The organism is Njordella aestuarii (assembly GCF_056494165.1).
In genome coordinates this window covers 6,479,493-6,499,119 of sequence record NZ_CM151397.1, presented here as the reverse complement: position 1 = coordinate 6,499,119, position 19,627 = coordinate 6,479,493, and the positions used below count along the sequence as shown (strand labels likewise).

Annotated in this window: 14 protein-coding genes; 9 read left to right on the top strand and 5 right to left on the bottom strand. The window is 52.2% G+C overall.

The genetic code is table 11. The features are described 5' to 3' along the window. Positions 1-196: 196 nt before the first annotated feature. The 4 genes from SH451x_RS25335 to SH451x_RS25320 form a co-directional block, all read right to left on the bottom strand. Positions 197-2,338 (bottom strand): esterase/lipase family protein, encoded by a 2,142-nt coding sequence (locus SH451x_RS25335; RefSeq protein WP_479360106.1) that lies wholly within the window; start codon positions 2,336-2,338, stop codon positions 197-199. 319 nt (positions 2,339-2,657) lie between these two features. After that, on the bottom strand, positions 2,658-3,701 hold the full coding sequence (locus tag SH451x_RS25330; protein ID WP_479360104.1) for an acyl-CoA desaturase: 1,044 nt from the start codon (positions 3,699-3,701) through the stop codon (positions 2,658-2,660). A 195-nt stretch (positions 3,702-3,896) separates the two neighbouring features. Beyond that, positions 3,897-4,679 carry an MBL fold metallo-hydrolase gene (locus SH451x_RS25325; protein WP_479360103.1) on the bottom strand — a complete coding sequence of 261 codons (783 nt, stop codon included), beginning with the start codon at positions 4,677-4,679 and terminating at the stop codon, positions 3,897-3,899. Positions 4,680-4,937: 258 nt separating this feature from the next. Continuing rightward, on the bottom strand, positions 4,938-5,708 hold the full coding sequence (locus SH451x_RS25320; protein WP_479360102.1) for a DUF480 domain-containing protein: 771 nt from the start codon (positions 5,706-5,708) through the stop codon (positions 4,938-4,940). A gap of 396 nt (positions 5,709-6,104) precedes the next feature. Here SH451x_RS25320 and SH451x_RS25315 point away from each other — a divergent pair, with 396 nt between their 5' ends. The 3 genes from SH451x_RS25315 to SH451x_RS25305 all read left to right on the top strand — a co-directional run bounded on the left by SH451x_RS25315 (position 6,105) and on the right by SH451x_RS25305 (position 11,248). Further along, a complete protein-coding gene (locus tag SH451x_RS25315; RefSeq protein ID WP_479360101.1) occupies positions 6,105-7,643 on the top strand; it encodes a YifB family Mg chelatase-like AAA ATPase in 1,539 nt (512 codons plus the stop codon). 564 nt (positions 7,644-8,207) lie between these two features. Then, positions 8,208-9,959, top strand: a complete 1,752-nt coding sequence (locus SH451x_RS25310; protein WP_479360099.1) for an SMP-30/gluconolactonase/LRE family protein — start codon at positions 8,208-8,210, stop codon at positions 9,957-9,959. A gap of 200 nt (positions 9,960-10,159) precedes the next feature. After that, positions 10,160-11,248 carry a class I SAM-dependent methyltransferase gene (locus SH451x_RS25305; RefSeq protein ID WP_479360097.1) on the top strand — a complete coding sequence of 363 codons (1,089 nt, stop codon included), beginning with the start codon at positions 10,160-10,162 and terminating at the stop codon, positions 11,246-11,248. A gap of 20 nt (positions 11,249-11,268) precedes the next feature. Here SH451x_RS25305 and SH451x_RS25300 read toward each other — a convergent pair whose 3' ends face one another. Then, on the bottom strand, positions 11,269-12,804 hold the full coding sequence (locus SH451x_RS25300; RefSeq protein WP_479360096.1) for a trypsin-like peptidase domain-containing protein: 1,536 nt from the start codon (positions 12,802-12,804) through the stop codon (positions 11,269-11,271). Between the two features lie 295 nt (positions 12,805-13,099). On the opposite strand from SH451x_RS25300, the gene cutA reads away from it, so the two are divergent. From cutA to SH451x_RS25270, 6 genes are all read left to right on the top strand, one after another. Further along, positions 13,100-13,417, top strand: coding sequence for a divalent-cation tolerance protein CutA (gene cutA / locus SH451x_RS25295; protein WP_479360095.1), 318 nt, complete (start codon positions 13,100-13,102; stop codon positions 13,415-13,417). Then, positions 13,414-13,863: a hypothetical protein gene (locus SH451x_RS25290; protein ID WP_479360094.1), complete on the top strand. Its 450-nt coding sequence runs from the start codon at positions 13,414-13,416 to the stop codon at positions 13,861-13,863. The genes cutA and SH451x_RS25290 overlap by 4 nt, the downstream gene beginning before the upstream one ends. Before the next feature lie 105 nt (positions 13,864-13,968). Then, positions 13,969-15,117: an outer membrane protein assembly factor BamB family protein gene (locus tag SH451x_RS25285; protein WP_479360093.1), complete on the top strand. Its 1,149-nt coding sequence runs from the start codon at positions 13,969-13,971 to the stop codon at positions 15,115-15,117. A gap of 341 nt (positions 15,118-15,458) precedes the next feature. Continuing rightward, the gene (locus tag SH451x_RS25280) at positions 15,459-17,234 is read left to right on the top strand and encodes an NHL repeat-containing protein (protein WP_479360092.1); all 1,776 of its coding nucleotides are present in this window, start codon (positions 15,459-15,461) and stop codon (positions 17,232-17,234) included. A gap of 73 nt (positions 17,235-17,307) precedes the next feature. Continuing rightward, positions 17,308-18,285: a PhnD/SsuA/transferrin family substrate-binding protein gene (locus SH451x_RS25275; RefSeq protein ID WP_479360090.1), complete on the top strand. Its 978-nt coding sequence runs from the start codon at positions 17,308-17,310 to the stop codon at positions 18,283-18,285. A 66-nt stretch (positions 18,286-18,351) separates the two neighbouring features. Next, the gene (locus SH451x_RS25270) at positions 18,352-19,617 is read left to right on the top strand and encodes an outer membrane protein assembly factor BamB family protein (RefSeq protein ID WP_479360089.1); all 1,266 of its coding nucleotides are present in this window, start codon (positions 18,352-18,354) and stop codon (positions 19,615-19,617) included. Positions 19,618-19,627: the final 10 nt, after the last annotated feature.

The window sequence follows — 19,627 nt, the reverse complement described above, 5'->3', positions numbered from 1 at the left end:
CCCGTAGCTGCGTTCGCCAGAACGCGGTTGAACCTGGGTGCGATTTCTGAAACGATTGAGCTATTTTAACAGTTTCGATTCCTCAAAACGGGTGCCACTGCTGGCTTGCCCAGCAGTGCTCGTGGCGTAACGGCAATGCTTGACCGGCTTCTGGCGAAGCCAGCTACGATGCGCTTGAACATTACAATTACGCAAGCTACGGCACTTCCACTTCTGCGCCCGAGACCCTTCGGCCGGCTGGTGCAAGCTCGATTCGCGGCAAGTCGGATCGAAGGTCAGGACCAAGCACAGCCGCCGCAGAAATGGAAGTCGTCACTGGCGTCGGAGCAGGGCTGCGCGGTTCAGAAAAACTGGCTTGCTGCACATCGCCCGACGGATTACCTGACGAAACAATAGGAGGAAGCCACTTTGCAGTCGGACTTCCAGAGTTGCTTTGCGAGAGAATCGGAGTTTGTGCCAACCGTGTGTCGGGTGCCGTCTGGTTGCTTCCCAATAGCCGCGTGCTGGGCCCCTCTGCAAGTTGATGCTCTTCGTAGGTTTCGTCTAAATGTTCGACCAGAATGCGACGCACTTCCAAGATCGACCGCGGGATGCGGTGGACTTCCTGGTGGTTCGATACCACCGTTATTTCGGACGCCACCCCGTCGACTTTGGCGCTTTCAATTGTTACGACACCATCGCTACCCTTGGAAAGCCGGTTCAAAAAACCATCCTCAGGTACGACACCAATGATATTGTGATACTTGACCCACGGAGCGGTTTCAGCTCGCAATATGGCTGGGAAGATTGCACACTCAGGACTTAACGAATCGATGCTAGTATTTACAGTTAAGAGCTTCGTGTCGTGAAAGAGCTCAGGATTCTGCCTAACCAAGGAATTGCCTAAACTAGTAATCGACTGCGGAAGTTTAATAAATTTGCGACTGAGCCAACGGGCTGTGTCGTTAGCAAAATCGCTGCCGCGATGAGGGGTTCCGATCGTGACTACGCGACGAATTGAACGATTGGGATGGAAGTACAACACGGCCGCCAATCGCTCGATCTCCTCCCGTGATCCGCGAATTTCATCAAATGGTTTGTTACCGATTGCTTCCCAGATATGATCGCCGCTTTCCAGCGTTTGCATCCGAGAGACTAGCCCCCCCATGCTGTGACCGACCAAGACCATCCGGTCAAGCATCGGTTCTTGATCATTGGGATCGACACGCCGATGCAATTCGTAAAGATCTTGACGCATTTGCGTAGCGCTGATCCAAAAAGGCTGTCCCGTTGGATACTGGTAGAACCAGAACTGATAGTTGCGGCGTAGTTCTGGAAAACTGCGTAAATCATTGAACATCGGCATCCATGTCAGTGGACTCGACCACAGACCATGCACCATCAAAACCGGAATGCGTTTCGGATCAAACGGCTCAAGCATGTAGATGCCGCGGAGTTCGGAAGTCTTGGCTGGATTGAGTAACCCAAGCGTGCTGTCGGTCTGCTCGCGAAACTTCGGATTGTCAAGAAAATAAGCGAGCGGAGTGCTGAGGTCGGTTTGTAACGGAACGCGTCTGCCATTCAAGAAAATATCGTTGCTCGTCAGCGGATCAAGCAACTCGAGTACGCATGGATAGCGGAACTTAGAACTGTTATAAGTTTGAAGATTCAAGTCCTTAACACGCAGCAGCGCTGTTACAGGAAAGGAGAGGCCGTCCGGATAGTTCTTCTCTGCAGGGTCTTCGCCTTCGTGCTTCTTTCTGACTGCGATCAGAGGGACGCCAATTCCATAAGTTACATTGGACGTGTCCAAGCCCTCAACTTCCCAGTCGCTACAAAAGTCGAGATGCTCAAAGTCGTCTTCGTGCCACGATCCAATCGCATGCACTGCGATGTTTTGCTGCGCGCCGTTGGAGGTGATCGTATAGCTATTGCCTGGTTTCAACTGGCCATTACGACTGATGATGCGCAGAGTCTGCTCGAGTGCGCCGTTGTAGACGTCGCAAGCTCCGCGAAATTGCGGATCATAGGGATTGCGGTTTACGTCCAGTTCCTGGCAAAACAAATACATGTACGCGTGACTGACGCCGACGGAAAGCATATCGAGCGCCTCCGCTTCTTTACCGGCACGTTCGTCACGAATGCCTAAGATATACGCCAGTTCTGCTACAGCGTAGATCTTCTCGCCACCTTTTTCAGCGAGGGGAAGCTCCTGCAGTTGCTGCAAGCATTCTCGTGGCTTCTCTTTATAAAGATCTTCCAAAGCATAGTGACGCAGCAGCGTTCGTGTTCGCTCGCTGACTTGCGGCCCCGACTTGCTGCTCAAATTCAGTTGATTCGCAAGCGGATTGATGGGCATGGTTCGTAGCTTTGCAAAATTTTGCGTAGCACAACCACTAGCCAAAAGAATCAAACTCAGAAGTAAGCAGAGGTTTAGGAGTGCGCAGCGACCAGCATTCGCCCGAAATTTTATGTCGGGTCGTCGACGTTGTTTCCAACGAACTTCAAACCATCGCGCAGACTCGTCCACAGCCACTCCACACTTTTCCTTAAAAGGGGAGTCGAACCGTAGCAAATACCATAGTGTGAGACAACGTTGATTTGAGTGCCAGCAAAACAACGAAAAAAGGCAGCACGGGAATGCTGCCTTTATTGAGAATACTACTCAGAGGTTGAAATTACGCAGATACGCGAGATTTGTCATCGCCGCCCCGGGCGCGTAACTTCTTCTCTTCAACACTCTTAAGATCGACGACGTCTTTCGCCAATCCAACCGCCCGTAGCAGGCGAATCAGCATATAAGTCATATCGAACTCCCACCACTTGTGGCCGTGTTGAGCCAATCGCGGCAGGGCATGATGGTTGTTGTGCCAGCCTTCACCATAGGTGACCAAGCCTACCCACCAAAGATTGCGGCTGTCATCTCGCGTGGTGTAGTTGCGATAGCCCCAAATGTGCGAGGCCGAGTTAACAAACCACGTTGAGTGAAGTACGAACACCATTCGGACTGCGACAATCCAAACCAACCAGGACAAAGCTAGCGTTGAGCCACCGATTGCATAACCCGCTCCGAATACCAACACACCAAAAGCGATGTGCAATGGGAGGAAGTACTTTTCAAGCCCGACAAGAAAGCGATCCTTAGCAAGGTCTGGCACCCAGCGCTTGAAGTATGCTTCTGGATTTCCGCCATGAGTCGTGTAAGCAAGCCAGAACATATGAGACCACCATGGGCCATCATGCGGCGAATGCGGATCGCCTTCTTGATCGCTGTAAGCATGGTGACGACGATGATTCGCAGTCCAAAGAATCGGCCCGCCTTCGCCAGCCAGCGTCCCGACGACAGCGATCGAGTTCCGCAACCAACGTGGCACCACGAAACCGGTATGCGTTAGCAGGCGATGGAAGCCCAAACAAATCCCGATTCCACCAGTGATCCAGTGGAAGACGAATGCAAGTATCAAACCCGACCAAGTAAACGTCCAGGGTGCCGCACAAGCCGCAACGTGAATCGCTATCAACCAAATCGCTGGTCCAATGTTTAGCTGTTCTTTTTCGTGATCGGGATCAATCTTTGGCTGTTTAACGCCAGCCGCGATCTCCGTTTCCACTTCATTAAACGGTTTGTCCCAGACAGCGGTTCCACCTGCTGGTCGAGAGGGTGGGGCGTCCAGAACGGAAGACTGATGATGAAAATGTACTGGCGGTTCGAAATGAGCCATGCCATGAATCCTTTGCAAATAGGCTTTGTTAATGGGCGCTGAACGGCGGTCAAACTACGTCCTCAGAGTCGTAATTCGCCTCAGCTTCGGCCACTAGCAATTAAACGCGAAAGCAATTTGCAAAGGTCCCGATCGAGTCAATCTTATGTCAAAGCTAAGTAAAAACTAGCGAGGAATCACGCATAATGCGAGCATTTACTCGGGCAAACGACCTTCCAGAAGCTGCTCTTCCCATTGCTCCATCAGCGGCCAGTCAATGGCGCACGTACCGAAGTCCGACAAGTGCAAATAGCCTTTCAGCCTCTCGATCGATCGTCCAATCATGGCTGGTTCGCGACGAAACCAGGGCCCGTGGCTTGGTAATAACCACTCCACATCACTGTTTTGTATTCGCTCCAGCGATGCAATGAAGCCTTCTAAGTCACTTCCGTGATGGGCGTCGATCGCACCTACGCCGCCGTCACGGTAAATGTTGTCGCCGCTAAAGAGCAGATTGCCCATTCGGAAAGCGAGCTGACTGTCGGCATGCCCGGGGGTGCTCCAAACTTCCAGCTTTAGCTTTCCAATCTCGATCACGTCGCCGTCGTTGACTAGAACGTCAGTCTCCACCGGCGGCATCTCTTCGCTGATTCCTTGCGCTTCGATTTCGGCAAATGTTTGCAAGCGATCTCCGCGGCGAAGTAAATCTGCGGCCCGCGGGTGGGCCGTGACCGTGGTCTTCAATAAATTTTTGGCAAGTGCCAATCCTTGACCGTGATCGACGTCGGCATGGGTCGCAATCAGCGTTTTGCACTTGGAAAGCGGAAAATCCATATTCCGAATTAAGTCCACCAGCTCTTCAACGTGTTCTTGATATCCGATGTCAATCAACGCCCATTCATCTTCATCGTGAATCAGATAAACGTTGCAACCAATCAGATGACCGGCTTGGACATTAAGTTCAAGTACGTTGGGAAAGATGTATTTTCGTTCGAGCATAATTGATTCAGTAGACGAGTCGAATTCGATGATTTCGGTGCGCAAGCACCGCACAGCATATTCCCTAGCGAATCGCTTGCAAACCCATGAAAGCCTATTGCCGATACGGACGCTATAGGCCAGCGATGATTTCGAGCCGCGAAGTAAGGCAACCGCCCTTATCGCCGCGCGATAGATTCCAGGTATAGCGGCTCTCGTGCCGTGCTGGAACGAAGTTTTGTCCTGGTCGCAAATCGCCTTTCCAGCACTTAAGAGGCACTATTTAGTAATGCCCAGTTCACTTTCCAGGTGTGTCAAGCGCTGACGCATATCGGCGAGAATTTCTCGCAAGTCGGCCAATTCGCTCTGCAAAGCCGCAATCGTTTCGTTCTGCGAGCCAATTGATCCGGTCGTCTCGATGCGATTTGTCGATGCCATCGCCGATCGACTTGGGGAAGCATCTTCGGAGTCGTCTTCTGCGACACTGCCGCCGTTGTTAGCAATTTCCTGTCGTAGAAGGTTCAGTTCCCATTCTTCATAGAGGTTGTGTGACACCAATTGTCCGCGTCCGGGCGGAGTTAGCTCAACCACCAGGTTCCTCTCGAGCAGCCCTTTGAATATCCCGCTAAGCTCACCTAGGTCGGCGATTGGTTCCATCCGCGCAGCTCGGCCGCGGAGGTCCCCCAAGGTCTGTTCGCCGCGCAGCAGTAGTTCGGTCATTACGGCTGCTTCTAGTTTGCTGATGCCTAACCATTGATAGGCATAGTGACGGATCTTTTCAACGCGTCCTGAGCCTTGAACGATTGTCAAAGCCCCCATAACTCGCAGTTCGTCGATCGTCTTTTCGACTTGATCCGAGTTGTAGTTGGTGAGGGGAACTCGATTCGTCTTCTGATTGCAACCTGTGGTCAGGGCGGAGATGGTCATCGGGTAAGCGTCGGGAGTTGTTTTGGATTTCTCCATCAACGTTCCCAAGACTCGCCGTTGATTTTTCGTGAGTGGTCGCCACTGAACTGCGTTGGTCTCGTTTTCATTTACTTGTGAAGACATGGTCCATTCCCTTGGTTTGTATTGAGCCACTTCGCGATCGCGAGAGTCATTTTCGCAAATTCGGCCCAAGCGCCAAGGAGATGGAAATCGCCGCGCAAAGCGGCAGCCGTGGCGGGGGTGTCTTGGGCGATTTCGGGTGGCACTGCAGGCCTTTTATACCCGACCAATCATCAAGTATTGCTCCCCTGCCAGCTTCGTTCACTCACGAGAAGAGCTCGTGGGGGTCAAAAAGATGTGGGTTGTAGAAAGACGGCCGGTTTGTCCAGCAATTGGTTGTGAGAGTGCGTTTTTGAATTTGTTTAGCAAAACCAGATTCTGAGACACTAGTTGCGGTTTGCCTCAAACTCTAAGACAATGCGATTTCTGCAAAATAGGAAGATACGTAAGGTTTGAAGAATGCTTGCCAAGCTAAAAACGTTTTCTCTTTTAGGCATCGAAGCGGTGGAAGTCGATGTCGAAGTCGATGTTTCAGCAGCGGCACTTCCCAAGACGGTTCTGGTGGGCTTGCCGGAACAAGCGGTCCGTGAAAGCACGCATCGGGTCGAGCGAGCGCTCGTGAATAGTGGTTTCGTTAGGCCGCATGACCGCGTCGTCATCAATCTTGCGCCAGCCGAATTGCCCAAACAAGCGGCTTCGTTCGATCTGCCAATTTCGCTCGGGACTTTAATTGGTAGCGGACAATTACAAAGCGATATGCTTGAGCAGTATGCGATGGTCGGTGAACTCTCATTGGAAGGGCAAATGCGCCCGGTAAAAGGAGCTTTGTCGATGGCGACGGCTGCCAAGAACTCGCCTGGCATTCGTGGTTTGATCGTACCGCGAGAGAATGCACAGGAGGCCGCCGTCGTCGAAGATCTAGAAGTTATTCCAGTCAGTACTTTAAGCGAAGCAGTCGGTTTTCTCTCGGGCCAATTACAAATCGAGCCCGTGCCATCGCGTTTAGATGAATTGTTTGAAACTTATTCGCACTACGAAGTCGACTTTAGTGACGTTCGTGGTCAAGACATGGCCAAGCGAGCGTTATGTATCGCTGCAGCCGGTTCTCATAATCTTCTTATGCTTGGACCTCCGGGGTCGGGCAAGACGATGCTTGCAAAGCGGCTTCCGACTATTCTTCCGCAATTAACGGCTGGTGAATCGATCGAGACGACTCGGATCTACAGTGTGTTAGGCAGGCTAGCTCCGGGGCAACCGTTAATGGCTCAGCGCCCGTTTCGTTCGCCTCATCATACTATCAGCGACGCGGGGCTTGTCGGTGGAGGTTCGCCGCCAGCGCCGGGAGAGATCTCACTTTCGCACAACGGCGTGCTCTTCCTAGACGAACTTCCGGAGTTCAATCGGAAGACCTTAGAAGTGATGCGACAGCCTCTTGAAGATCGCGTTGTTACCATTTCCCGCGCGCTTCGCAGTACGACCTTTCCCGCGGACTTCATGTTGATTGCAGCGTTGAATCCGTGTCCATGCGGTTACCGAACCGACCCGCGTCGCCAATGCAATTGTACGATTCCGCAGATCGAACGCTACATGAGCAAGATCAGTGGCCCGCTACTCGATCGCATCGACATTCATATCGAAGTACCTGCGGTTCCATTTAATGAGTTGACTGGGAACCAGCCAAGCCTGAGCAGTGCTGAAATGCGTGAATCAGTCATCCACGCACGTGCCGTGCAAGCGTTACGATTTTCTGGAAAGAATGTGCGGACCAATGCCCAAATGAGCAGCAAACAATTGCGCCAGTTTTGTCCTTTGGGAACCGCCGAGCGGAATTTAATGCGTGATGCGGTAACCGAAAACGGTCTCTCCGCTCGCGCTCATGACAAGATCCTTCGCGTGGCTCGTACGATTGCCGACTTGGAGCAGAGCGAGCAAATTCAAGCGGTGCATATTTGCGAAGCAATCAACTATCGCATGCTCGACAAACAAATCTGGGCATAACCGCACTTTCGATCACTGCCAAGTTCAACGTGCTGCGACTCCGGCGCAAATAATCCTGGTCTTCAGTTGTGCAGTCGCGAATGTTCAAACCAATGACCTCTTGTCAATCGCTTTGTAACCTTTTTGGCAGCTCGGAGGAGGATCGCTTGCCAAGCACTCGAGCCAAAGAATTCCAGTGCCTCGACGTCAGATTGAAAGTTGATCGGAGCGAGGCCCGTCGCGATGCAAGAGCAGGTATCCGCTAGGCTGGTTGTGATCACGTTACGACCGAGGCGAGCTCGGTCGGGTCACATGGTACGCGGTGTGTTGCGATGGATTTGCGACCAAATTTCTCCAGTCCGCTTGCTTTGGAGTGAGACAGAAATGACTGATTCTCAATCGGAAACGTTAAAAACATTTGCAGCAGCCAAGTAGCATTTTTCTGCGACCGCAAAATTTGTCTTCAACTGCCAATTGCAAATCGAAGAGCTCCAGTGACGGTTCTGTGCTGTGCTGGTTGCTGTTTGCGATTAGAATAGGTCCCCTCCCGCCAGTTACCCCCGTTCCACGAAAGGTACGACGCTCATGCGTTGGACATCTGCTGTAAACGCTATCATCCTGCCATTGGTCCTTGCCTGTACTTTGATTGCTCAAGACAAACCTGCAACCAAATACGAACCGCACCCAGACACGTTTCGGCACGAAGGTGTCCCCGAAGGCAAGATACTCGGGCCCTTCCAATGGGAAAGCAAAATCTATCCCGGGACAACGCGAGAATATCATCTGTACGTGCCGGCTCAGTACGAAAGCCAATCTTCAGATGCCAAGCCAGCTTGTGTCTTTATCGTCCAAGACGGGATCGGACGCGCACGCGATTGGAAGCTGCATGAAACCATGGATAACCTGATCGCCGAGAAATCGATGCCAGTCACGATCGGCATCTTTATCAACCATGGGCAAGTCGCAGTGGACACGGAAGATGCGCAGCCCCGGTTCAACCGTTCGTTCGAATACGATTCGCTAGGGGATCGTTACGCAAGATTCTTGCTCGAAGAAATCTTGCCCGAAGTCGCCAGAACCTACAACATCAGTTCAGATCCAAACGATCGAGCCCTTGGTGGAGCTAGCTCGGGTGCAATTTGTGCATTCAATGCCGCTTGGGAACGCCCCGATCAATTTCGGCGTGTGATGTCGACTATCGGAACGTACGTTGGACTTCGTGGAGCCGAGGAGATGGCAACGCTTGTTCGCAAAACGGAACCCAAGCCGATTCGAGTATTTTTGCAAGACGGATCGACGGACCTCAATATCTACGCCGGTGATTGGTGGAATGCAAATCAAGGCATGCTGACGGCGCTGACTTACGCTGGCTACGAAGTCGAACATGCTTGGGGCGACGGTGGGCACAACGGCGAACAGGCCAAAGCGATCATGCCCGATGCTCTGCGCTGGCTTTGGAAGGACTATCCCAAGCCAGTTTCCGCTGGGTACAACGACCGAGGCCGAATTAACGTCCTGCGAGAAGACGAGGATTGGAAGATCGTAAGCCAAGGCCACCAATTTACCGACGGACCTGCAGTCGATGCAGAAGGCCGAGTCTACTTTGGAGATGTATCGGCTGACAAAATTCACCGCATCGAACTTGATGGAAGCGTCAGCGAATTTGCATCCCAATGTGGTGGCCCAAGCGGGCTGATGTTTGGCGCTGACGGGAGTCTTTATGCATGTGCCATTAATGCAAAGCAAATTGTCAAATTCGACGCTCAAGGACAAAAGAGTGTTTTAGTTTCTGACACAGGTTGTAATGACTTGCTCGTTATGCGGCACGGATTGTACTATACCGATCCATCGACCAAGTCAGTTTGGTTTGTCACGTTTGATGGACAACGAACCAAGGCCACCGATATCGTAGAATTTCCAAATGGTATTACTGCGACTCCTGATCAGCAGTTTGTTTTGGTTTCGGACTACGCTGGGCGTTTTGTTTATAGTTTCGCCGTGGGAGAGAATGGCGCTCTGATCGCTGGCCAACAGTATGGTTACTTGCATCTGCCTTATGGGAGCGGCAAGAGCCAAGGTGATGGAATGACTACCGACAGAGATGGAAACATTTACGTCGCGTCGGCGCTAGGAATCCAAGTGCTTGACCAGCTTGGTCGTGTCAACTTGATCATCAACAAACCGCAACGAGGGGCATTGCCAAATCTCGTATTTGGTGGCAAGGAAATGCAGACAATCTTTGCGACCTGCGGCGACAAGGTTTTCGCAAGGCAGACGCATGCGACCGGAGTGCGGCCGTGGCAATCGCCCGTGAAACCTCCGAAGCCTGGCTTGTAAATACACGATCCATCACCATAAAGTCGGCGTGCGTAAAGCCCGCTGATTTGGGGGCTCTGGATTCAGATTCAGGATCGCATTTACGCCGACAAAGCAAACAGAGGGTGGCAATTGTTCGGTTTTGGCACTGTCCGAAGGCTGCGAATTGACTTAGTATCTTTGAAAACTTGCTAACCCGAACTCTGCTGTCCGAAGTGTAAATGTCTGAAGAACTTGAGAATTCCTCGCCGGAATTAAATCTGGAACCTGTCGTTTTGCCGCCGCGAATCGAAGAACAGCGGCTGCTGGAAATAGCGTTGGAACTGCCTGGTAGTCGCATTTCGAGCATTTCAACCGGTCGCGCGCAGGCTGCCCAAGCGATCGCTGTTAGTCGGCCCGATGCGACTGTTCATGCTTGGTATATCGATGCCTATCGAACTCAGAAAGCGATTGAGCATTCGCAAGCACCAGCAAATCTGACTATCGATTGTCGGGCGGATTGGCCAAACGAACAGTTCGACCTTGCGCTCTTGCCATTGTCGATGAGCGGTGAAGTTGAACTGACTCGGGAGTTGTTGCAGCAGGCGTACACTCAATTGCAGATTGGCGGTCATTTGGTGGTGTCCGTCGACAATCCAAAAGATAAATGGCTTCACGATCAGATGAAGAACTTTGACAAGAGTGTTAAAGTGCGAGCCTTCGAAGATGCCATGGTCTACTTTGTAAAGAAGTCATCGGAGCTCAAGAAGCAAAAAGACTTCAGTTGTGAGCTGGCTTTCAAGGACTGTGATGTGTTGGTCAAGCTAGTCACACGCCCTGGCGTTTTTTCTCATCGGCAACTCGATAACGGAGCCAGGCAGTTGTTAGACGCCATCGACGTCTACCCGCAGTCGAGCCTGATTGAAATTGGGTGTGGCAGCGGAGCGGTATGTATGGCAGCGGCGATGCGTGAGCCATCCGCCACGGTAGTGGCGATCGACAGTAACTCCCGCGCAATTGATTGCCTAAATCGAGGGATTCGGCTGAATGGAATTGAGAATTTGACAGCCAAGCTGAATCATGACGGCCAGCTTGACGAGGCAGGCACATTCGACATGGCGTTGGGTAATCCGCCTTACTATGCCGATTTTCGAATTGCCGAGCACTTTATACAAACAGCGCTCAATGCTTTGCGAGTTGGCGGGCGATTAGTTTTAGTAACGAAGCAGCCGCGTTGGTATCGCGAAAACCTGCCAAACTTTATGGACGAAGTCGAAGTCTTCGAGTCTCGCCGCTATTGGATAGCCTCCGGCGTAAAACCAGCGGAGTGAGCTTGAATAATTTTGTTCGCCTAACGCAGGGCTGCTTGCGTGTTGCTGGCGATCGCTGTTGGTGTTGTGCCCATTGCCTGCAACTGAAGGGCCTGAACAAGGCTTGCGGGCGCATCGGGGATTTCTAAAACGCGTTGGTTACCATCAGCATCGCGGACAATCACAGTCAAATTGCTGTTCGGCGACTCATTTAAGCGCGTCGAAGTGCCTGAAACCTGCGACTGTGGACGATGAGGGAGCGTGTCTGGGAAACCGTCTGCGTGTGGAGACGCAAATGTCAAAGCGGGAGTTTCGTTGGCAGAAGATGGAGTTGAGCTTTCGTGGTTGGCAAACTGAACGGCAGGGGAAGCGGTCTTGTTTTGGTACAAACGTTCGAGCCCAAGCTTGGAAAGCTGTTGGTAGATCACAGCCGGTGCTGAATATAGCCCTTCGTCCAGCTCCCCGTCGGCAGCATAACAAACGCCAATCAAGCGTGATTGCGAATCGAACAAGCCCCCGCCGCTTCGACCTTGTACAGGCGCACCTGAGACTTCCACGTTCGGCGGACCCAGGTAACGATTCAATTTTGATATGCGTGAGTCGCGACGGCTCGGGTCCGATCCGTGATCGCAGCCAATGCTGAATACGGTCTCACCTTCCTGCAATGATTCCCCAGCAGGTCGCAGCACCACTTGAGCTACCGGCGATGGCGAGCGGAAAGTTAGCAGTCCGATATCGATCTGATCGCATTCATAATCGACAACCGATGCGGGGAACTGCACCGATCCACCGTCCTTCCAGACCTCTACAGTTATCGACGAGCCGCTCCGGACGTTCCGAAATAAATGTCCGCAGGTCATCACCAGCACGTCTTCGCCATGTTGATCGATGATTGTTCCTGTTCCGAATGCAATGCTATTGTTCTCGTCGACACGGATGCGCACCGTAGCGTCCATCGGATTCACAGCTTGCGCCGGAGCTGCGCTCGCAGCGGGACGCTGGAATGTTGCTTGAGAAACCGTGTTGGTGTTTGAAGTTGTCGAGGCCTGCCCGCTGCCATTGCCAGCGTGCAGCGGCGGAAATGGGCCGCTCGATGAGCGGTCCGACGGCTGTGTCTCTTGGCGAGCGAGTGACATAAGGGGCAGATCTTCATCGCGGCTGGTCGACGCGCGATCTGACGCAAAACCAGTTGCGGCATCTGAGATGCTCCGTTTAGCAGTAGCTGGGGCAGTCAGCGTCGTGAACTTGCCCAAACGCGATCGCAGTTCCGACTCGTCAATCGTTCCGATGATGCGATCGACTTCTTTGCCGTCGCTTATAAGAATCAGCGTCGGCAGTCGCGTTACTTGCCAGCGTTGTACCAGTGAAGCTTCTTTGTCGGCATCAATTTGACGAACGATCAAACCCTCTTGGACAAATCGTCCTAGGATTGGATTCAGTTGCTGGCACGGCTGGCACCACTTTGCCGTAAAGTCCATAAGGACAACATCCGCAGCATGGACCTTCAATGCTAGCGCACTAACGCAGCAGATCAATATCGCGAGTTTTCTGAGCCACTGCGTCGATAGGGAAACCATAAACGGATCCTCCTTGATCCGAATCGTTTTGAATCTGGTGCAAAGCCGTTGCAATCATCCTTGATCAGCATAGACTTTGAAAGCAACCTTATTTGCTGTCATTGCATGTGAAGTGCTTCGGTCGGAGTTTCGGTAGTTTGGGGCAGTTGGCACAAGTCCAATACTTTAACAATTCTTTCAAGATTTCGAAAACTTCGGCTACTACTAGCTGAGCATGGCCTTCCAAAATCGTTTTTGGAAAGAACACTTGCTGCATCGCTACAATTTTTACACCTAAAGGAGTTGCACACATCTGATGGAAATTTGGCAAGTCACAACCACGTTGCCTTCTGACGCTGATGCGCAGCGGATTGCCAAGCGTCTTGTAACGGAGCGATTGGCCGCTTGCGTGCAGATCGATGGTCCCATTCGCAGCATTTACTCGTGGCAGGATGCGCTCGCAAACGAAACCGAATGGCGATGCACGATCAAGACCGTGCAATCACGCGTCGACGCCTGCTTTCAGTTGCTGCGCGAGAATCATCCTTATACCGTACCCGAAATTTTGGCATCGCCGATCGCTCAAATTGATCCAGACTATGCGGCCTGGGTGGCGGGGCAAGTGAAACAATGAACGTATCTCCCGACTTTCACGTTCAACTCTATTGTCACCCCAAATCAACGCCTCAAGAAATGGGCGAGATCACTTATCAAGGCCGAAAGTTGCGTCAGGCAGTTCAGCCGACCAAGACAGGATTCTTTGAATGTTCGTTTGAATCGCTGGTGGCCCAGATGCTGAAGTGGAGTGGTGTCTATGCCGAGTGGGATGGTTCTTGGAGTTGGACGGCAACCGAAAAGAACGAAACGGGACGGCCGGCTTGGCGACTGGAGGGGATGATGTACGATCGCGACGAGCACGTTTTTTACATCGAGATGCAAGGGCAGTGCACGCTGTCAGCGTGGCGTACGATCGTCGATGCCTTGCAACTTTCCGCCGAGCAGCAGCTAGGAATTTGTTTGACCAAGCAAGGATGTTGGGTCGAGCCGGCTAGTTTCGAGGAATGGCTGGAAAAATCGTAACTTCGGCGAACGTTTTGAACTCCGCGGGGTTGCTATCGTAAGCAGAGGGTATCAACCTAAGGAAACGCGCAGTCCCGTCCTCAAGCAAAGGCAATCCCAGCAGTGATGAAAAAGTCGATCCGATTTCTAAATAAGTCCTTGGCCATGGCATTTCTAGGCACTGCGGTGTTGTCGGCCACATTGGTATCGATCGCGCAAGCCGATGGAACCGAGTGGCCAACTGAGCGAGGCGGGATTGGGTCTCAAGGTCGTTCCGAAAGCAAGATGCCGACGTCTCTGCAGGAGATATGGACCTATGAAGTTGAAGGTGGGGCGTTCGATGCAACGCCTGTGGTTGCGGTAGACCGAGTCTTTTTGTGCGATGCTGATGGTGAAGTTCACTGTTTGAATTTGGCTGATGGGTCACTTGTTTGGAAGTCCGAAAGTGACAGCGGCTATCTTGCTGCCGCGGGCTATCATGACCAACGGTTGATAACAGTTGACTATGATGGATTCGTTCATTGCCTGGATGCAACCAATGGAAAAGAGTTGTGGAAGTTCGAAACGCAGGCTCAAATCGACTCTGGTGCAAACTTTTATAAAGATATGACGCTGGTTACCAGCGAAGACGGAGCGCTATATGCACTTGCACTCAGCGACGGTGCTTTGCGGTGGAAGTACGAGACTGGCGATCAGCTCCGGTGCTCGCCGACAATCGCTGGCAACCTTACATTCCTGGGTGGATGTGATGGCGAGCTGCATGTCGTTGATCTAGACAAAGGGGAATCGACCGGTGTTACTTTGCCCCTAGACGGTCCGACTGGTTCAACGCCTGCGGTCACAGGTGATTTGGCGATTGTGCCAACGCACAGCGGCGCAATTATCGCGTTCAATTGGAAGTTAGGTAAAGAAGTTTGGCGATTCTCCGATACCAAACTGACGGAGGAAGTACGGACCTCGCCGGCAATCAACGACGATACTATATTCGTAACGCCACGGAGCAAACGCTTGCTGGCGTTCTCCAGCAAGTCAGGTGAGCTCAAGTGGGAGCATGTGTTGCGAAAGCGATCGGACGCGTCGCCAGTCTATGCGGACGGGCGAGTCTGGGGAGCGGCGGCCGACGGTAAAGTCTTTGCCTTGGATGCGAAGACAGGAGAAGAAACATGGAGCGAACAGCGCACAGGCGGTTTTTCTGCGTCACCTGCGATCGCGCAGGGCAAGCTGATCGTCGCTTCCGATCGTGGCACCGTCTATTGTTTCGGCGAGAAGCCATAAATGTTCGTAAATGTTCGTAGCACCGCCTTCAGGCGGAATCGATCGTAGTACCACCTTCAGGCGGAATCTGCATGCCTTTTCCATTACGCCCGCAGTTTACTTACATTTCTCAAACCGCATCGCAGCTTTTTCAGGGCCCGCCGCGAATACACCACGTTTTTAGGTAGCATTCGATTGACTGGGAGCGGTCCAGAAACGCCAGAATTGTTGTTGCCGCTGCGCTGATATGCTAAATTGGAGGTCTTGCACTGGAGCGGGTTTGGTGCTTCTGTCGGTTACTGTCCTGCTCTCATGTCCTTTTCTGTGCTGCTGTTCGTGACCTGTCGCTGGGAGTTTCGAGTATGCCAAAGTCCAAACTGTTCTTCATTGCGGGCGTCGTTTTGATCGTTGGCGGGTTAACTTTTTGGTGGGATGCTTCGCAGCGAGCCGCGAACGAGCGCTTGTGGCTTTTGCAAGAGTACGGAGAAACAGGGCTGGACGTCTCGCCCATCAAGAACGCTGAGGCAGCCAAGCTGAGCGAACTTGCGACGCATCGTGCCTTTCGAAGTGTCGAACCGATGTATGAAGGTCGCAAGTTGCAGCTCAACACTTACTGCCTCGCTCCTGATGGTAACCTTTGGTTATGCTGTGATGATACCAATCGAGGCCGTGTGCTGCAGATGACACCAGAAGGAGAGCTGGTCGGTCATATCGATCTCGCGTTTGTCCCAACGGCTATAAATTTTACTCCGGACAAAACGGTTTGTTATGTTGCCGGTGCCGACAAAATTGCCAAGCTTTCTGCGGCCGGGGAAGTTCAGCTCACAGTGGATTTGCCAAATGCCGCGAATGATCCAGAGAAGATTGAGCAGATTAAGGAACTTCGGAGACAGCAGGCCGAACAGCTTGCCGAAGCGTACGAACACCAACTGAAGCGGCTTGACTTTCAAATTGAACGGCTGGAAGCACAGATAGGGGGTGACGCGAAGGCCACGCCCCGTGTGTTGGAACGGGCGGAGAGACGGCTAGAGCTCTTGAAGGAGCAACGTAAGGAACTTAAAACTGTCGTGGACGGATCGGCTGCAGATGATGTTGTCCCAGTTTCGGAGGCATCGCAGAAAGTTACGGGGTTGGCTGTCACGAACCGCGACGTGTTTGTCGCAATTCTATCGATGGCCGATTATGGGTACGAGCTCCGACGATTTGATTTTGAACTCGCCGAATCGACGGTTGTCAATCGCGATCTGAGCGGCTGTTGCGGACAGCTTGACATTCAAGCGGATGGAGACGAGCTGCTGGTTGCTGAGAATACCAAGTTCGAAGTCGGACGATTCGATCGCGACGGGAATCGAATTTCGGGCTTCGGAAACCGCGCTGGTCAAGACTTTGAAGGGTGGGGCAGTTGCTGCAACCCAATGAATATTCGATGTGATGCCAATGGCAATATCTTGACGGCTGAATCGAGTATTGGGCATATCAAACGCTATGACAAGCAAGGCAACTTTATTGAGTATGTCGGCACGGCAAAAATCGGCGGCGGATGTAAGCATGTAGCCATTGCTCATGATTCCACTCGAGATTGGTACTACTTCATGAATATTGGCGGCAACAATATTTCTGTGCTGTTGCCCAAAGATCAGGCCGTCGGAGAGACAAAGGAAGAGAAGGAGGCAAGACTTGCCAGTGACAAATTTGGCAAGAAGTTATTGGGAACATGGGTGAGCGATCGAAAATCTGAAGCTTCTTCGGAAAACGACTACACGATGGCGAGCTACATTCTGGACCAATACAAATCATTCCAATTGCTACCCGAGGGCGAGTTCAGCACCGTGGTCGCAACTACGCCAGTAAATGTTTCCGACAGTACCAAGAAGATGCTCGAATCTCTGATGGGCGAAGGTCAAACGGCTGTGATCAGCGGCGAGCGAAGCTGGGAAATCGTCGGGGGAACGAGCGATTCAGTCGACTTCGTGATTGTCGAGCAGGGTGTGGCTTCGTTCGGTGCCACAGTGCGTTTTCTGAGTGAAGACGAGGCGACGTTCGATTGGTTCTATGGAGATCGCGCTTCAAAGCTAGATAATGCTTCAATCAGATTCAAACGTACGGCGCTTGCCAAGCAAGACTCCTCAAATCCATAGCCATACGAATCCATAGCTGAGACCCAGCGGTAGATTGCTTTCCAATGTTCCTTCAAGTCATACGAGGTTTCGCATGTTTTTTCGAATGATGAGCGGTGTAGCATTGTTGGCAATGCTTCAAGCGGCAATGCTAAACAGCAGCATGCATACCGGCGGGATTTTCGCGGTAAAGGCAATCGCCCAAGAGGAACCAGCGACCGATTGTTGGAGTGCACCCATCCCCTTTGGATCCTGGGTTCAAGCATCGGCAGACCCTTTGCAACTCGTAGTAATGGACCCTCTCGCTGGACCGCTCGCGTGTGATTGTGTGCAAGGTTATGCGCAGCGAAAATACGAAGCTTTGGCTGCTTACATGACCGAGAAGCTTCAGCGTCCGGTGGAAGTAGCTTGGTCGGAATCGTTGGCGACGGCCATGAAAGAAAAAACAGACGGCAAGGCCGACATTATTATTGGCAAAGAGTCCGTCGTGCGTATCGAGGCCGAACGGCAAAAACTGAAAGTTCAACCGTTGGCCTCGCTGACGGACAAAGAGGGAAGTACGACGCAGCAGGGGTATTTCGTGGTTCGGCGCGAGTCTTCGGCTGCCTCGCTGCTGGATCTAGAAAACCACACGATTCTCTTCGGGCCCGATACTTGCGATGAAAAATGGACCGCACCAAAACTTACGCTTGAGGAATGGGAAGTGTCCGTTGCTGCTGATTCACGAGCCTGTGACGCTTGCAGTGTCGCTGCCAAAGAATTGATGGCAATGGAACCAAACGCGAAAGCCGCAGCAGTCATCAGTAGTTATGCTGCGCCGCTTTTGGAGGGTTGCGGGAACATCAAAAAGGGTGACCTGCGAATCGTCGGAAAGACCGAACCGGTTCCGTTCGTCACCGTTTTCGTCAATTCCGCAGTGCCTGAAGCCACGATCCAAGCGATTCAGCAAGTCCTTTTTGAAGCAAAGAGTTCGGAACTGTTGACGGCGATCGAAAGTAAGGAGGGTTTTGTTCCGTACGATTTTTCGAAAGACTCGTCGCCTTCTGTTGCTGAAGGTCGGTCATCGAAATAGCCACGCGAACCGCTCAGGTCGTATTGGCATGGCTGAGCTTAACAAGAGATTGGTTCTGTTTCCCTTATGCGTGTTATCGCTAGTGTTTATAGCTTGCTGGGCTTCCTTCTCGTCCTCGGCATGCTAAACGAGCAGACTGTCGGTCAAGAGCTGTCTGGTTGGGCGTCGTTCCGGGGTGCAAACCGTTCGGGACATTCTGACGAGTCGCTTGGGGCATGGAGCCAACCGCAGTTGCTATGGACTGCGGACTTGCCGTCGGCTGGGATCGGCGGTGTGGCGGCAACGAGCGAATTCGTCGTGGCGTCATCGCGGAACGCGGCAGATGATCAGGACGTCTTTACCTGTTTCGATGCTATCTCAGGAGCCGAACTTTGGAAGTTCTCTTACGATGCGCCAACTGCATTGGACTATGGTAATTCGCCTCGGGCGACGCCCTTGATCGTCGATCCGTACGTCGTGACGTTGGGAGCGACAGGTGTTCTGCGCTGCGTCGATATCGATAGCGGCGACAAAGTTTGGGAAAGGGACTTGGTCAAAAGTTTCGGTGGTACCATGCCCGATTGGGGCTACACTGCGTCACCGTTGCACACGGAAGGAAGGATTGTTATACAAACGGGTTCTCCCGAGTCGAATGTGGTCTTGCTTGAGTTAGACTCGGGTGAAACTCAATGGCTATCAAACGGAGGGAAATCTTCGTATGCATCTCCCATCGAATATTCCATGCGAGGTTCCACGCACATCATTAGTTATAACGATGGTGATCTGGTCGGATATCTTCGAGAAACTGGAAGTCAAGCTTGGTCGATTCCCAAAAAATTGCTACCGGGGTTTCAAGTGCCGACGCCGATTGTTGAACGAGGTTTGCTGATTACTGTAAACGAAGACAGAGGGGTGAAGCTTTTTAAATTGCCAGTAAACCATGCGGCGCAACCGGAGGTCGTTGCAACTTCCGACGCAATTTTGTCCGATATGCATTCACCAGTTGTTGTAAACGGGCTCTTGATTGGTATCGACGCGAACGGGCTAGGTGGGTTGGTGGGGCTCGATCTGCATGCGAATTTGAAAGAAGTTTGGCGGCTGAAGGATGAGAGGCTTCACGGCTATGGTTCGCTGATCGCGTTGGCCGATGGTTTGATCGTAGTGACCGAGCATGCGGAATGTCTTTTCGTGAAATTCAGCGATGGTAAGCCGCACATCGAAGGTGAAGCGACTTTTGGTTTTCAAGAGCGGAACATGTTTGCGCACCCGGCCTTTGTGGATGGCGTGCTCTACGTGCGGTGCCAAAAGTCGATTCAAGCATGGTCATTAGGAGCCGAAAGTCTACAAAAGTAGCCAGATTTGA

Bases quoted from the DNA above. Each gene is read 5' to 3' on its own strand.
- SH451x_RS25335 (WP_479360106.1), bottom strand. From the start codon at position 2,338: ATGCCCATCAATCCGCTTGCGAATCAACTGAATTTGAGCAGCAAGTCG.
- SH451x_RS25330 (WP_479360104.1), bottom strand. From the start codon at position 3,701: ATGGCTCATTTCGAACCGCCAGTACATTTTCATCATCAGTCTTCCGTT.
- SH451x_RS25325 (WP_479360103.1), bottom strand. From the start codon at position 4,679: ATGCTCGAACGAAAATACATCTTTCCCAACGTACTTGAACTTAATGTC.
- SH451x_RS25320 (WP_479360102.1), bottom strand. From the start codon at position 5,708: ATGTCTTCACAAGTAAATGAAAACGAGACCAACGCAGTTCAGTGGCGA.
- SH451x_RS25315 (WP_479360101.1), top strand. From the start codon at position 6,105: ATGCTTGCCAAGCTAAAAACGTTTTCTCTTTTAGGCATCGAAGCGGTG.
- SH451x_RS25310 (WP_479360099.1), top strand. From the start codon at position 8,208: ATGCGTTGGACATCTGCTGTAAACGCTATCATCCTGCCATTGGTCCTT.
- SH451x_RS25305 (WP_479360097.1), top strand. From the start codon at position 10,160: ATGTCTGAAGAACTTGAGAATTCCTCGCCGGAATTAAATCTGGAACCT.
- SH451x_RS25300 (WP_479360096.1), bottom strand. From the start codon at position 12,804: ATGGTTTCCCTATCGACGCAGTGGCTCAGAAAACTCGCGATATTGATC.
- cutA (WP_479360095.1), top strand. From the start codon at position 13,100: ATGGAAATTTGGCAAGTCACAACCACGTTGCCTTCTGACGCTGATGCG.
- SH451x_RS25290 (WP_479360094.1), top strand. From the start codon at position 13,414: ATGAACGTATCTCCCGACTTTCACGTTCAACTCTATTGTCACCCCAAA.
- SH451x_RS25285 (WP_479360093.1), top strand. From the start codon at position 13,969: ATGAAAAAGTCGATCCGATTTCTAAATAAGTCCTTGGCCATGGCATTT.
- SH451x_RS25280 (WP_479360092.1), top strand. From the start codon at position 15,459: ATGCCAAAGTCCAAACTGTTCTTCATTGCGGGCGTCGTTTTGATCGTT.
- SH451x_RS25275 (WP_479360090.1), top strand. From the start codon at position 17,308: ATGTTTTTTCGAATGATGAGCGGTGTAGCATTGTTGGCAATGCTTCAA.
- SH451x_RS25270 (WP_479360089.1), top strand. From the start codon at position 18,352: ATGCGTGTTATCGCTAGTGTTTATAGCTTGCTGGGCTTCCTTCTCGTC.